13 protein-coding genes and 1 tRNA gene are annotated in these 13,697 nt (G+C 71.4%); 7 read left to right on the top strand and 7 right to left on the bottom strand.

Annotated elements, in window-relative coordinates; all coding sequences use genetic code 11:
• Positions 1-44 precede the first annotated feature (44 nt).
• Together AC1DT4_RS13505 and AC1DT4_RS13510 are read left to right on the top strand one after the other, a co-directional pair.
• A complete protein-coding gene (locus AC1DT4_RS13505; RefSeq protein ID WP_477090312.1) occupies positions 45-770 on the top strand; it encodes an AzlC family ABC transporter permease in 726 nt (241 codons plus the stop codon).
• A complete protein-coding gene (locus tag AC1DT4_RS13510) occupies positions 767-1,087 on the top strand; it encodes an AzlD domain-containing protein (protein WP_477090313.1) in 321 nt (106 codons plus the stop codon). Before AC1DT4_RS13505 ends, AC1DT4_RS13510 begins: the two co-directional genes overlap by 4 nt.
• A 199-nt stretch (positions 1,088-1,286) precedes the next feature.
• Here the strand turns inward: AC1DT4_RS13510 and AC1DT4_RS13515 are convergent.
• Positions 1,287-1,363, bottom strand: a tRNA-Leu gene (locus tag AC1DT4_RS13515).
• Positions 1,364-1,531: 168 nt separating this feature from the next.
• On the opposite strand from AC1DT4_RS13515, the gene AC1DT4_RS13520 reads away from it, so the two are divergent.
• Entirely contained in the window at positions 1,532-2,218 is a 687-nt protein-coding gene (locus AC1DT4_RS13520) for an ANTAR domain-containing response regulator (RefSeq protein ID WP_477090314.1), read from the top strand.
• Positions 2,219-2,458: 240 nt separating this feature from the next.
• Positions 2,459-3,727 (top strand): ABC transporter substrate-binding protein, encoded by a 1,269-nt coding sequence (locus AC1DT4_RS13525; RefSeq protein WP_477090315.1) that lies wholly within the window; start codon positions 2,459-2,461, stop codon positions 3,725-3,727.
• Between the two features lie 81 nt (positions 3,728-3,808).
• Here AC1DT4_RS13525 and AC1DT4_RS13530 read toward each other — a convergent pair whose 3' ends face one another.
• Complete coding sequence (locus tag AC1DT4_RS13530) at positions 3,809-4,573, bottom strand: endonuclease/exonuclease/phosphatase family protein (RefSeq protein ID WP_477090316.1); 765 nt, start codon at positions 4,571-4,573, stop codon at positions 3,809-3,811.
• A gap of 59 nt (positions 4,574-4,632) precedes the next feature.
• On the opposite strand from AC1DT4_RS13530, the gene AC1DT4_RS13535 reads away from it, so the two are divergent.
• Positions 4,633-5,271: a nucleotidyltransferase family protein gene (locus AC1DT4_RS13535; RefSeq protein ID WP_477090317.1), complete on the top strand. Its 639-nt coding sequence runs from the start codon at positions 4,633-4,635 to the stop codon at positions 5,269-5,271.
• A gap of 4 nt (positions 5,272-5,275) precedes the next feature.
• Here AC1DT4_RS13535 and AC1DT4_RS13540 read toward each other — a convergent pair whose 3' ends face one another.
• The 4 genes from AC1DT4_RS13540 to AC1DT4_RS13555 are packed head-to-tail and all read right to left on the bottom strand — an operon-like array spanning position 5,276 to position 9,493.
• Complete coding sequence (locus AC1DT4_RS13540) at positions 5,276-6,127, bottom strand: ABC transporter ATP-binding protein (protein ID WP_477090318.1); 852 nt, start codon at positions 6,125-6,127, stop codon at positions 5,276-5,278.
• On the bottom strand, positions 6,124-7,092 hold the full coding sequence (locus AC1DT4_RS13545) for an ABC transporter ATP-binding protein (protein ID WP_477090319.1): 969 nt from the start codon (positions 7,090-7,092) through the stop codon (positions 6,124-6,126). The genes AC1DT4_RS13540 and AC1DT4_RS13545 overlap by 4 nt, the downstream gene beginning before the upstream one ends.
• Positions 7,082-8,068 (bottom strand): branched-chain amino acid ABC transporter permease, encoded by a 987-nt coding sequence (locus AC1DT4_RS13550; protein ID WP_477090320.1) that lies wholly within the window; start codon positions 8,066-8,068, stop codon positions 7,082-7,084. The genes AC1DT4_RS13545 and AC1DT4_RS13550 overlap by 11 nt, the downstream gene beginning before the upstream one ends.
• Positions 8,069-8,077: 9 nt before the next feature.
• Positions 8,078-9,493 (bottom strand): branched-chain amino acid ABC transporter permease, encoded by a 1,416-nt coding sequence (locus AC1DT4_RS13555; protein ID WP_477090321.1) that lies wholly within the window; start codon positions 9,491-9,493, stop codon positions 8,078-8,080.
• Between the two features lie 344 nt (positions 9,494-9,837).
• On the opposite strand from AC1DT4_RS13555, the gene AC1DT4_RS13560 reads away from it, so the two are divergent.
• Complete coding sequence (locus AC1DT4_RS13560) at positions 9,838-10,536, top strand: N-acetyltransferase family protein (RefSeq protein ID WP_477090322.1); 699 nt, start codon at positions 9,838-9,840, stop codon at positions 10,534-10,536.
• Here the strand turns inward: AC1DT4_RS13560 and AC1DT4_RS13565 are convergent.
• Positions 10,452-10,856 carry a PaaI family thioesterase gene (locus AC1DT4_RS13565; RefSeq protein ID WP_477090323.1) on the bottom strand — a complete coding sequence of 135 codons (405 nt, stop codon included), beginning with the start codon at positions 10,854-10,856 and terminating at the stop codon, positions 10,452-10,454. The two genes, AC1DT4_RS13560 and AC1DT4_RS13565, sit on opposite strands and share 85 nt — an antisense overlap.
• Here AC1DT4_RS13565 and polA point away from each other — a divergent pair.
• Positions 10,855-13,614, top strand: coding sequence for a DNA polymerase I (gene polA / locus AC1DT4_RS13570; RefSeq protein WP_477090324.1), 2,760 nt, complete (start codon positions 10,855-10,857; stop codon positions 13,612-13,614). The genes AC1DT4_RS13565 and polA overlap by 2 nt on opposite strands.
• Positions 13,615-13,697 lie beyond the last annotated feature (83 nt).

Here is a 13,697-nt window from a genome sequence, read left to right on the forward strand (position 1 = left end):
GTCGTCGCCAAGGACCCCGATCGCCGCTCGACCACGGTGCTCGTATGACTACTCAGACCACTGCGGCACCGGCGGACTCGGAGTCCTCGGGCGGATCGCCGCACCCGCGTCGAGCCGCGCTCTGCGACGTTGCGCGCGTCTCTCCCGGCGTCATCCCGTTCGGCGTGATGCTCGGCGTCACCGTGGTGGCGGCCGGCACTGGAGCCCCCGCCGCCCTGCTCGGAGCCGTCCTGGTGTACGGCGGCAGCGCCCAGCTGACCACCCTCGCAGTGCTCCATGCGGGGAGCGGAGCGGCCGCCGCGGTTCTCTCCGGCGTGCTGGTGAACTCGCGTCTGCTGTTCTACGGTGCCGCGCTCGAGCCGCGGTTCCGCGACCAGCCGCTGTGGTTCAAGCTCCTCGCACCGCAGTTCCTGCTCGACCAGACCTACCTGTCCGCGGTCGAGCGGCCCGACCTTTTCGGCTCCGCCTTCCGCCGGTACTGGGGTTGGCTCGGCCTTGCACTCCTCGCTGTCTGGACCGCCAGCGTCGGTCTCGGTCTGGCCGTCGGGCCGCTGGTTCCACCGCTCCCGCACCTCGGGCTTGTCGCCATCGCGATGTTTCTGGCGATGCTGGTCCCGAGACTGATCACTCGCGAGGCGCTCGTCGCCGCCGGGGTATCCGTCGTCGGGGCGCTGCTCGCGTCCCGCGTGGTCCCGGAGCTGGGGATCGTGTGCGGCACGGCGATCGGGGTCGCAGCGGCCATCACGATGCGTCGGAGGTCGCGCTCATGACCACCGCCGTCCTCGCCATGGTCGGCCTCGCCGCGGCCTCGTGGGTCCTACGGATCCTGTTCGTCGCGCTCGTCCCGGCGCGCCAGCTGCCCGAGCGCGTGCAGGAGGCCCTCGGCTACCTCGCCCCGGCCGTCCTCGCGGCCCTCGTGGCAGTCGAGACGGCGTCGGCGATGTCCGGCGGCGACACCCTGGTCGCGCTGCTCCTCCTGCTCGTCGTGGTCATCATCGTGACCGTCGTCCGGCTCACCGGCAGCCTGCTGCTCGCCGTTGCGGTCGGCCTCGGCGCCGCGCTGCTTCTGGACCTCGTCCTCGGCTGAGTACGCGCTCGCGCGCGCGATCGCCACGCACAAGATGACCGGGAGGACCGGCGAGGTCACCTGGCTCTCGCAACAATCGCCTGAGTCAGCTGACGGGCGAGGGCCGCGTCCATGGAGCCAGGTGGGCGTGCAGTCAGCCATCCCGCTGTGGCACGTATGTGGCACGACGGAGGTAGCAACGCTCTGACCTGCAGAAGTATGGTGCCCCGAGTGGGATTCGAACCCACACTGGATCGGGTTTGAGCCGAACGCCTCTGCCGGTTGGGCTATCGGGGCCGTGCAGCAGGATAGCCGCGCCGCACGGGTCGGGACGCCGGACCGCTCACGTGGAGGGTCGTCGCGCCAGGCGGGGCGGGCTCCTCACGACCGCACGCCGTGCCGCGTGGGCTGCCTCACAGGCGCAATCGCTGCGAACCGACAGGTGACGCCCACTACTCTGGGCACGTGAGCACCGACGCGACCCCCGAACCCACCGAGGCGGCCCCTGACGCCCTCGACCTGAGCACCCCCGCTCCCGCGGGTGAGCCCACGGCGCCGGCCCCGGGTCGCCCTGCCCGCCGCGCGGTCGTCGCGGAGGACGAGGCGCTGATCCGCATGGACGTCGTCGAGACGCTGCGTGACGCGGGCTTCGACGTGGTCGGTGAGGCGGGCGACGGTGAGCAGGCGGTGCAGCTGGTCACCGAGCTCAAGCCGGACGTCGTCGTCATGGACGTGAAGATGCCCGTCCTCGACGGCATCTCGGCGGCGGAGCGCATCGGCAAGGCGCACCTCGCCCCCGTGGTCCTGCTGACGGCCTTCTCGCAGAAGGAGCTGGTGGAGCGGGCGCGCGACGCCGGCGCCATGGCGTACGTCATCAAGCCGTTCAGCCCGGCGGACCTGCTGCCCGCGGTGGAGATCGCGATCTCGCGGTACGCGCAGATCAGCGCCCTCGAGTCCGAGGTGGCCGACCTGGCGGAGCGGTTCGAGACCCGCAAGCGCGTGGACCGGGCGAAGGGCCTCCTCATGACGAAGATGGGTCTGACGGAGCCGGAGTCCTTCCGGTGGATCCAGAAGACCTCGATGGACCGGCGCCTCACCATGCGTGAGGTGGCCGACGCGGTCATCGAGCAGGTCGGTGGCGGTTCATCCTGACGAGTGAGTGACGAGGCCGGTCCGGGGAGCTCGGGCCGGCCTTCGTCATGTCCGGACGGGGCCAGATGCCGGTCACCCGTCCAGTTGGGCTTGTTACTGGTCGGTCACAACTTGGCAACAACCCTCGCTGAGACATGTCGATTCACATCGCGGACACAAACAATGAGTACCTTCGCGCCACACCTGCGAGATTCCCACCCGGATCTCGCGGATCGCAGTACTCACAGAGGGGTACCACGCATGATTCGTTCCACTCACGCAGTTCGGGCCGCGGCCCTGGCCGGTGCGGCAGCTCTGGTCCTTGCCGCCTGTGGCGGCTCCGGCGACAGCGGCGACGACGCGACGGACGGCGCCAGCGCGGCCGGCTCCGCCGACGCCCTGATCATCGGCACGCTCCTCCCGCAGACGGGGTCGCTGGCCTACCTCGGCCCGCCCGAGATCGCGGGCGTCGGACTCGCCGTCAAGGAGATCAACGAGGCCGGCGGCGTGCTGGGCAAGGACGTCGTCCAGGAGGACGCCGACTCGTCCGACGCCGACCACGCCGAGGTCGCCACCCAGTCGGTGACCGACCTCCTCTCGAAGAAGGTCCAGGTCATCATCGGCGCGGCCTCCTCGTCGGTCACGCTGAACGTGGTGGACGACATCACGGCAGCGAAGGTCGTCCAGATCTCGCCGGCCAACACCGCCACGAAGCTGTCCGGCTACTCGCCGTACTACTTCCGCACCGCCCCGCCGGACACGGTCCAGGGCGCGGCGCTCGGCAACCTGATCACGGGTGACGGCCACTCCAACGTCGGCATCCTCGTCTTCAACGACGACTACGGCACGTCGCTGCGCGACGTCGTCCAGGAGACCGTCGAGGGCGCGGGCGGCACCATCACGTACGGCCTGAAGGGCCAGGAGTTCGACCCGGCTGCGAGCAGCTTCGACTCCGACATCACGGCCCTGCTGGCCACCAACCCCGACTCCGTCGTGGTCCTGGCGTTCGAGCAGACGAAGCAGATCATCCCTGCGCTCGTCGGCGCCGGCGTGGACCCCTCGACCATCTACCTGGTCGACGGCAACACGGCCGACTACTCGGCTGACTTCCAGCCGGGCACGCTCGAGGGTGCCCAGGGCACCATCCCGGGCGCGTTCCCGAGCGACGAGTTCCAGGCCCGCCTGAAGACGGTCGACGCCAACCTGAAGGACTTCGCCTACGGCCCCGAGTCGTACGACGCCGCCATCCTCGCCGCGCTCGCCGCGACGAAGGGCAAGGGCACGGACGGCGAGACCATCCAGAAGAACCTGGCTGCGGTCTCGGGCGCCAACGGTGGCGAGGAGTGCTCCACGTACAAGGACTGCGTCGCCCTCCTCGACGACGGCAAGGACATCCAGTACAAGGGCCAGGCCGGCGTGGGTCCGTTCAACGCGGACAACGACCCGTCCAGCGCCTTCATCGGCGTCTACAAGTACGGGGCCGACAACAAGAACGTCTGGGTGAAGGCGGTCGAGGGCTCGGTCAAGTGACCTTGCGCTGACCGCGTCGTCAGACGCCGAACCACCACCGAGGGCCGGTGCGGAGCGATCCGCACCGGCCCTCGGTGCGTCTCAGGCCAGCTCGACGTCGACGACGAGGGCGCGGTGGTCGGACAGGCCGGTGTCCAGGGCCTGTGCGGGTCCGCACGGGCGCACGCCCCCCTTCGCCAGGATGTGATCGAGCTGGCGCAGCGGGTGGGCCACGGGGAAGGTGTGCGCCTTGGCGAGGGCCTGCATGCGCGTGGCGCGCGCAGGACGTGCCCCGCCGATGTTGAGGTCACCCATGATCACCAGCGGCCGGGGCAGCGCGGCCACGCGCCTGACCAGGGTCCGGAGCTGTCGCATGTTCCAGCCGGGGATGAAGGTCAGGTGGGTCGCCACCACCGTGAGGTCGCCCTCCGGCGTCTGCACGACGGCCGCGAGGGCCGCGCGTGGCTCGTCGCTGACCAGTGCGGGCCACCGGGCGCCGGGCCACAGCATCGGGGCGCGTCGTCGCAGCACCGGCAGGTTCAGCACGCGCCACTCGCGCACCGGGTACCGGCTCAGCAGGGCGATCCCGTAGGACGCGGTCTCCGGCTGGTTGTCGCCCGTCGCCGCGGTCCACAGCCCGGGTTCGCCGTGCAGCACGGCAGCGAACCGGTGCTCCGGGGCGGACATCGCCTCGGCGGCGAGGAGGGTGAGGTCGGCGCGGTGCGAGCGTGGCTGGTCCCGGTCCACCTCTTGCAGCGCGAGGACGTCGGCGTCGAGGTCACGGATCGCCGCGGAGAACCTGTCGAGGTCCACCTTGTCGTCCGTGATCGAGCGCGCGTGCAGGATGTTGAAGGTCGCCAGGCGCATCCCCACGATTGAACACGTCGACCTGCGCGCGCGCGCGTCGGCGTGTAGACAGTGGAGCCATGACGCAGCCGGGCGCCCTCGCCGAACCTCCAGACGACCGCACGGCACTGCAGGACGGTCTGCGGCTCACCGCGGTGGCCCTCATGGACGCGGAGATCCCGTTCGCGCTCGTCGGCGGCTACGCAGCGTGGGCGCGCGGCGCCCCCGAGCCCAGCCACGACGCCGACTTCGCGGTGACCGAGAATGACGTCGACCGGGCCAAGGACGCCATCGCCGCCGCGGGGCTGGACGTCCAGGCTCCGGCGGAGAACTGGCTGTTCAAGGCGTTCCACCACGGGCAGCTGGTCGACGTGCTGTTCCGGATGGTGGGGGAGCCGGTCACCGAGGAGCTCCTGGCGCGCAGCGACGTGCTCGAGGTCCTGGCCGTGCGGATGCCCGTGCTCGGCGCCACGGACGTCGTCTCGGCGAAGATCCGGGTGCTCGGCGAGCACGCCTGCGACTTCGGGCGCCTGCTGGCCATCGTGCGCGCCCTGCGCGAGCAGATCGACTGGGACCGGGTCCGGGCCGACGTCGGAGCACACCCCTACGGCCGCGCATTTCTCTTCCTGGCGGACGAGCTGGGCATCACCGACGTCCGCCCGACTCCCGGGACAGACGTCGAGCCCGGCCGCGCGGACGCGACCGGGCCCGACGAGTGAGGGATCAGGCCTCGGGCGCCGGAGGCGTCGTCGGCCGGGCGGCCGGAGGGGGAGTCGGCTTGTTGGCCGTCTCGACGTCCGTCGCCAGCGTTCCCAGGTACAGCTCGATCACCTTCGGGTCGTGCATGAGCTCGCGGCCCGGCCCCGAGTAGGCGTTCCGGCCCTGGTCCAGGACGTACGCGCGGTCGCAGATCTGCAGCGCGCGGCGGGCGTTCTGCTCGACGATGACGATCGAGACCCCGGCCTTGTTGATCTTGCGGGTCCGGATGAACGTCTCGTCCTGGCGCACGGGGGACAGGCCCGCGGAGGGCTCGTCCAGCAGCAGGACCGACGGGTCCATCATCAGCGCCCGGGCCATCGCGACCATCTGACGCTCGCCGCCGGACAGCGAGCCCGCCCGTTGCTTGCGGCGCTCCCCGAGCGTGGGGAAGAGGTCGACGATGAACGCGAAGCGCTCGTCGTACTTCTTCGGCGCCTGGAAGATCCCCATCTGCAGGTTCTCCTCGATGGACAGCGAGGGGAACACGTTGTTCGACTGCGGCACGAAGCCGACTCCGCGCTTCACCAGCGAGTCGGAGCGCAGGTGCGTGATGTCCTCGCCGTGCAGCGTGACGGCCCCCTGACGGACCGTGACCAGGCCGAACAGGGCCTTGAGCAGGGTCGACTTGCCGGCGCCGTTGGGGCCGATGATGCCGACGAGCTCGCCGGGGTGCACCACGAGGTTGCAGCCGTTGAGGATGTCCACGCCGGGGATGTAGCCGGCGTAGACGTCCCGCGCGTCGAGCAGGGGCTCGCCGGTGGGGGCGCCGCGGTGGACGGAGGCGGCGTCGCTGGTGTCGGTGGCCGTCGTGCTCATGAGGTCTCCTCCTGCTCGCCGCGCGCGATCGCCTCGGCGCGGACCTCGGCCTCGAGCTGCTCGGTGGTCTCGTCGTCGAGCAGGCTGTCGTCGCCCAGGTCGGTGTCGTGGTGCTTGCCGAGGTAGGCGTCGACGACGGCCTGGTCCTGCATGACGGTCTCGGGCGGCCCCTCGGCGACGATGCGCCCCTCGGCCATGACGATCACCCAGTCCGAGATGTGCCGGACCATGTGCATGTCGTGCTCCACGAACAGCACGGTGGTGCCCTCGTCGCGCAGCGACTCGACGTGACCCAGCAGCGACTGCGTGAGCGCGGGGTTCACGCCGGCCATCGGCTCGTCGAGCATCACCATGGTCGGCTTGCTCATGAGCGCCCGGGCCATCTCGAGCAGCTTGCGCTGGCCACCCGAGAGCGACCCGGCGAAGTCGTCGCGCTTGGTGTCCAGCTTGAACCGGGCCAGCAGCTCCTCGGCCTGGGCGGTGATCTCCTTCTCGCGCGCGCGCCACAGAGGCGGGAACAGGGCCGTGACCAGGTTCTCGCCGGGCTGCTCCGTGGCGCCGAGCCGCATGTTCTCGATGACGAGCATGCGGCTCAGGGCCTTGGTCAGCTGGAAGGTGCGCACCATGCCGGACCGGGCCACCCGGGCGGCCGAGACGCCGTGCAACGACTTCCCGTCGAACGACCAGGTGCCGGTGCTCGGCTTGTCGAAGCCGGTGAGCAGGTTGAACAGCGTGGTCTTGCCGGCACCGTTCGGGCCGATCAGGGCGGTGATGGCGCCGCGCTGGATCTCGATGTGGTCGACGTCGACCGCCGTCATGCCCCCGAAGTGCCGGGTGATGTGGTCGGCGACGACGATCGGGTCGGGCTTCTTGGCGCCGGGGACGCGCTCGACGTCCGCCAGGGTCGCCGCCACGGCTGCGCGGCGGCTCTCCCGGACGTCGGTCGTCGGAAGGTCAGCGGACATTGATCGCCAGCTCCTTCTTGTCGCCGAGGATGCCTTGTGGCCGGAAGATCACGAGCAGCATGAGCGTGACGCCGACGATGATCCAGCCGAACTGCTCGATCTGCTCGTTCCGCATGATCGTCTCGGGGACGCCGTCGCGCATGACCGTCTTGATCAGCATGAGGCCGGCCCAGAAGATGATCGAGCCCAGCACCGGACCGAACACGGTCGCGGCACCGCCGAGCAGCAGGATCGTCCAGATGAAGAACGTCATCGGGCGGCCCATGGAGTCGGGTTGGACGGCTCGTGGCAGCACGTAGATGATGCCCGCCACCGCGCCGATCACGCCGCCGAGGATGAGCGACTGCATCTTGTACGAGTAGACGTTCTTGCCCAGGGAGCGGACGGCGTCCTCGTCCTCGCGGATGCCCTTGAGCACGCGGCCCCACGGCGACTTGATGAGCAGGTAGACCAGGAGGCACGCGAGGCCGACGACGACCCACGCGACGATCCGGATCCACCAGCTGTTCGACGCGTTGGTGGCGTACGAGAACGGGCCCAGCGACCAGACGGTGTCCGGGAAGGGCGACGCGCCGGTGAACGTGTGCTTGTACTCGTTGCCGCGCAGGCCGGACGAGGCGCCGGTGATCTCCGTCAGGGCGGTCGACCGGCCGACGAGCCGGACGATCTCCGCGGCGGCGATCGTGACGATCGCGAGGTAGTCGCCGCGCAGCTTCAGCGTGGGGATGCCGAGGATGAGGGCGAAGACCGCGGCCGCGGCCATGGCGACCAGGACGGCCGCGTACAGGGGCCAGCCGGCGATGGTCGCGATGGCGAACCCGTAGGCGCCGAGCAGCATGAAGCCGGCCTGGCCCATGTTGAGCAGCCCGGTGAGGCCGAAGTGGATGTTGAGGCCGATGGCGCCGAGCGCGTAGGCGGCCGTCGTCGGCGCGAAGATCTCGCCGGCGACGTTGGTGAGGATGCGGGACCAGTCCATGTCTGCTCCTTAACCGATCCGCTCGGCGCGGCCCAGGAGACCCTGGGGGCGCAGCAGCAGCACGAGGATGAGGATGAGGAGCGCCCCGGCGTAACGCATGTCGCTGGGGAGCACGAGGTTGGAGAGCTCGACGACGAGCCCGATGACGATCGACCCGACGAGCGCGCCGAAGGGGGCGCCGAGGCCACCGAGCGTCACGGCGGAGAACATCAGCAGCAGCAGGGCGCCGCCCATGTTCCAGCTGGTCGCGTTGAGGTAGAGGCCCATGAGCACGCCACCGAGCGCCGCGAGCGCGCCGCCCAGGGTCCAGACGAGCCGGATGACCCGCTCGACCGTGATGCCCGACGCCGCCGCGAGGGCGGGGTTGTCGGAGACCGCCCGGGTCGCGCGCCCGATGCGGGTGGCGAGCAGGAAGTACGCGACCCCGCCGAGCACCGCCGAGGCGATGATGACGGACCAGATCGACGTCACCGAGATGCGCACCGTGCCGATGGTGACGATGTCCGGGTTCGCCGTGACGATGCGCAGCGCGCTCGCCCCGAAGAAGAACTGGTACGTGTACTGGAGCGCCATCGACAGACCGATCGTCACGATCATCTGCTGGGTGGTCCCGACGCGCCGGCGTCGCAGCGGGTGCCAGATGCCGGCGTCCTGGATCCAGCCGCTGAGCGCGCCCGCGATGACGGCGAGCACGCCGGAGACGACGAGCGGCAGCCCGAAGGTCTGCACGCCGATGTAGGCGAGGATCGCGCCGAGCGTGACCTGCTCGCCGTGCGCGAAGTTGCTCAGGCCGGTCGTGCCGTAGATCAGCGAGAGGCCGACCGACGCGAGCGCCAGCAGGATGCCGAAGACGAGGCCGCTGACGGTCTGCTGCGCGAGCCGCGACCAGCTGAAGCCGCCCTCGGAGGACGAGCCGGTGGGTGCGCCTGTCTCCCCGTCGGTCTCGCCCGCCGCCGCCGAGGCGGTGGGGCTGGGCCCGGCGTCGCCGCCGCCCCCGGCGGCCGGCTCCCCGAGGGGGAACAGGGCGCCGCTGGACGACCCGAGCGTGACCGTGACGGTGCGCGGGTTGCCCTCGGGGTTCCGCAGCGTCTCGCCCGCCGGCAGCGTGGTCGCGTCGAGCGTGACCGTGTAGTCGCCGGCCGCGGTCACGGGGGCGGTCCACTTGCCCTCGGCGTCCGTCGTGACGGTCAGGGTCGTGCCGCCTCCCTCGACCGTCAGCGCGACGCCGACCGCGGGTTGGCCCGCGGAGGTGCGGATGGTGCCGTTGATGCACCCTGTGGCCGCGTCGGCGACGCACGGTCCCGTGGCTGCGCGCGCCGGTGACGGCGCGATCAGGAGGACGAGCGAGGCGACGAGCAGCACGAGCAGGGCGCTCGCGCTTCGGCGCAGGGTGGGGGAACGGTCCAGGGTGGCGAGCTCTCGCACCTGGGACCTCCGTCCGTCTGTTCGGGTGTGGCACGTCGGGAGCCGCCGCGTCCTTGCGACGACCCGTCCGACGTCTGCCGGGTGGCAGGACGATAGGCAGGGATTGTGTCGTGTTCATTTCGTGAAGGCGAGACCTGGGACCCTTGCGCCGACCGCGTGTCGGAGTTTTTTGGTCATTCGTCCAGAAAAGGGCGCCCGTCCATCGGACGAGCGACGTGCCAGGACTAGCACCCGCGCCCAGGCTGGTCCATGATCGAGGGCGGCGCCATCGCGGGCAGAGGTGACGCCACCTCGACCGGATCCCCCTCGTCCCGTCCGGAGGTACCGCTGCCGTGCGTCTCGGTGTGCAAGTCCGCGAAGCCCTGCCGGGCGACCTGGAGAGCCTGGTCGCGCTCTGCCTGACCGCGCGCCGTGAGGCGACGGTCGGCTCGCAGATCTGCACGGACGACGCCGACCGGCTCCGAGACCAGCTCGGGGCTCTCCTCGCCGTACCGGGCGGTCGCGTCCTCATCGGGCTCCTCGACGACGAGCCGGCGGGGCTGCTGCTCGCCCGTGTGGTCGGACCGGGCCCGTTCACCGACGTCGTGAGCCTCGACATCGAGGCCGTGTACGTGCTGCCCGCCGCGCGCCGTCGCGGCCTCGGGCACGCGCTCCTGGTCGGCGCCGCGGCCGTCGCGGACGACGCCGAGGCCACGGAGCTCTACTCGTCGCCGCTGCCGGGCGCCCGCGGCATGCAGCGCTTCCTCGCGCGGCTGGGCTTCGCGCCGGCCGCGTCGCACCGCGTGGTGACCACGTCCGCCCTGCAACGCCGGCTCGCGCACGAGCACGGGGCCGGCGGCTCCGTGCGGCGCTCGGCCCCGCGGGGGCTCGAGGACCTCATCGCCCGGCGCCGGCAGGTGCGGCAGGCGCGCCAGCAGACCGACGAGCCCGCACCCGTGGGCCGGGCGTCGGGCGCCGATCAGGGTCGCGCGTCGATCAGCATGCAGGTGAGCCGCGCGGTGCAGACCGGCCGGCCGTCCTCGTCCTCGACGACCACCTGGTAGCTCGCCAGGGTCCTGCCCAGGTGCAGCGCCGTGGCCGTGCCGGTGACGACGCCCGACCGCGCGGAGCGGTGGTGGGTGGCGTTCAGCTCGATCCCGACGGCGGCCCGGCCCTCGCCCGCGTGCGCCATCGCCGCGATGGAGCCCAGGGTCTCGGCCAGCACGGCGGACGCCCCGCCGTGCAGCAGGCCGTACGGCTGGGTGTTCCCGGCGACGGGCATGGTGCCGACGGTGCGCCCGGCCGAGGCCTCGGTCACCACGATGCCCATGCGCTCGATGAGGGTGCCCGCGTAGGCCTGGTCGGTGATCGTCGTGTCGGACATGGCAGATAGGTTGGCACCCGTGAGCGACGCACTGCCAGCGGTCCCGCCGGCCACTTCCGGAACCCCCGCCCGACTTCTCCTGATCGACGGTCACTCGATGGCCTACCGGGCGTTCTTCGCGCTCCCGGTGGACAAGTTCGCGACGTCGACGGGCGAGCCCACCAACGCGGTGTTCGGGTTCTTCTCCATGATCGCGAACCTGCTCCGGGACGAGGCACCGACACACGTCGCCGTCGCGTTCGACGCGGGCAGGACGACGTTCCGGACCGAGGTGTACGAGTCCTACAAGGGGAACCGCGACGCCACGCCTGCGCCGTTCAAGGGTCAGGTGGCGGTGATCCAGCGGGTGCTGGAGACCATGCACATCCCGTACCTGTCCAAGCCGCAGTTCGAGGCGGACGACATCCTGGCGACGCTGTCGGTGCAGGCGCGGGCGCAGGGCATGGAGGTGCTCATCTGCACCGGCGACCGTGACGCGCTGCAGCTGGTGAACGACGACGTGACCGTGCTCTACCCGGTCAAGGGCGTCTCGGAGCTGGCGCGCATGACGCCGGCGGCGGTGGAGACGAAGTACGGCGTGCCGCCCGCCCGCTACCCGGACCTCGCGGCGCTGGTCGGCGAGTCCAGCGACAACCTCCCGGGCATCCCGGGCGTCGGCCCGAAGACGGCGGCCAAGTGGATCGGGCAGTACGACGGGCTCGAGGGCGTGCTGGCCTCGGCCGACCAGGTGCCCGGCAAGGCGGGGGAGTCGCTGCGCGACAACCTCGACCAGGTGCGGCTGAACCGCCAGCTCAACGCGCTCCTGACCGACCTCGAGCTGCCCCTCGGTCCCGAGGACCTGGCGGCCCGGCCGTGGGACCGACCCGCGCTGCACGCCATCCTCGAGGAGCTCGAGTTCCGGGCGATCCGCGACCGGCTCTTCGCCATGCTGCCCGACGAGCGCGGCGAGGGCCCCGGCTCGGTCGCGGCCGCGCAGCTCGACCTGACGGTGCTCGGCTCCGGCGAGCTGGGGGCCTGGCTCGCCGAGCGGGCCGGACGTCCCCTCGGGGTCGACGTGCGCGGCTCCGGCTCTCCCGCGGGCGGTGACGCGTGGGGCATCGCGCTGGCGGACCCGGACGGGCAGGCCGCGGCGTTCGACCTCGCCGAGATCCAGCCGCCGGACGAGACCGCGCTGGCGGCCTGGCTCGCCGACCCGAGCGCGCCGAAGATCGTGCACGCGTCGAAGGAGGCCTGGCACGCGCTCACGGGCCGTGGTCTGCCGATCGCGGGCGTGGTGCTCGACACCGAGCTCGCGGCGTACCTCTGCCAGCCCGACCGCCGCGCGTACGACCTGACCGACCTCGCGATCGGCTACCTGCACCGCGAGCTGGGTGCCGACGAGGCCGCCGACGGCGGCCAGGGGTCCCTCGACCTCGAGCTCGACGGCACGGACGAGGGGCGGCGGGCCGCCGTTCGCGCGGCGGCCGTCCGGGACCTCGCCGACGTGCTCGGGGGCGAGCTCGCCGACCGTGGCGCCACGGGCCTGCTCGAGAACCTCGAGCTCCCGCTGGTCGACGTGCTGGCCCGCATGGAGCGCACCGGCATCGCGATCGACCAGGCCTACCTCTCGGGCCTCGAGAAGTCGTTCGACAGCCAGGTGCAGAACGCCGCCGCCGAGGCCTACGCGGTCATCGGGCGCGAGGTGAACCTCGGGTCGCCCAAGCAGCTGCAGGAGGTCCTCTTCGACCAGCTGGGCATGCCGAAGACCAAGAAGATCAAGACCGGCTACACCACCGACGCCGCCGCCCTGACCGACCTGTTCGCGCGCACCCAGCACCCGTTCCTCGAGCACCTCCTGGCCCACCGCGACGCCATCCGGCTCCGGCAGACCGTGGAGGGCCTGCTGCGCTCGATCGCCGCCGACGGCCGGATCCACACCACGTTCCAGCAGACGATCGCGGCGACCGGCCGGTTGTCGTCGGCCGACCCGAACCTGCAGAACATCCCCATCCGCACGGAGGCGGGCCGGCAGATCCGGCGCGCCTTCGTGGTGGGCGACGGGTACGAGACGCTGCTGACGGCCGACTACTCCCAGATCGAGATGCGGATCATGGCGCACCTCTCGGGGGACGAGGGGCTGATCGAGGCGTTCCGCTCGGGCGAGGACCTGCACAGCTACGTGGGCTCGCGCGTGTTCGGCGTGCCCACCGACGAGGTCACGCCCGCCATGCGCTCGAAGATCAAGGCGATGAGCTACGGGCTCGCGTACGGGTTGTCGTCGTACGGGCTGTCCCAGCAGCTCTCCATCGAGGTGTCCGAGGCCGCCGCGCTCATGCAGGACTACTTCTCGCGGTTCGGCGGGGTGCGCGACTACCTCACCGGCGTCGTCGACATCGCGCGGAGCACCGGCTACACGGCGACCATCCTGGGCCGGCGGCGCTACCTCCCGGACCTCACCAGCGACAACCGCCAGCGTCGCGAGGCGGCCGAGCGGATGGCGCTCAACGCCCCGATCCAGGGCAGCGCCGCTGACCTGATCAAGGTCGCCATGCTCAGGGTCGACCGCGAGCTCGCGCGCCGCGGCCTGGGTTCGCGCATGCTGCTCCAGGTGCACGACGAGCTCGTGCTCGAGGTGGCAGCGGGGGAGCGGGACGAGGTCGAGGCCCTGGTGCGCGAGCAGATGGGCGCCGCGGGCGACGCGGCGACCGACGGCCCGCTCGACGTGGCGCTCGACGTCACTGTCGGCGTGGGGGGCTCCTGGCACGACGCGGGGCACTGAGGCGCCTCGAAAGGGTGGGTATCGACCGATCCGTCGTAAGTATCGGGTGCGCCACGGGGTGATCTGCGCCACAGTATGGCGCA

The organism is Cellulomonas sp. P4_D11, from assembly GCF_056401915.1.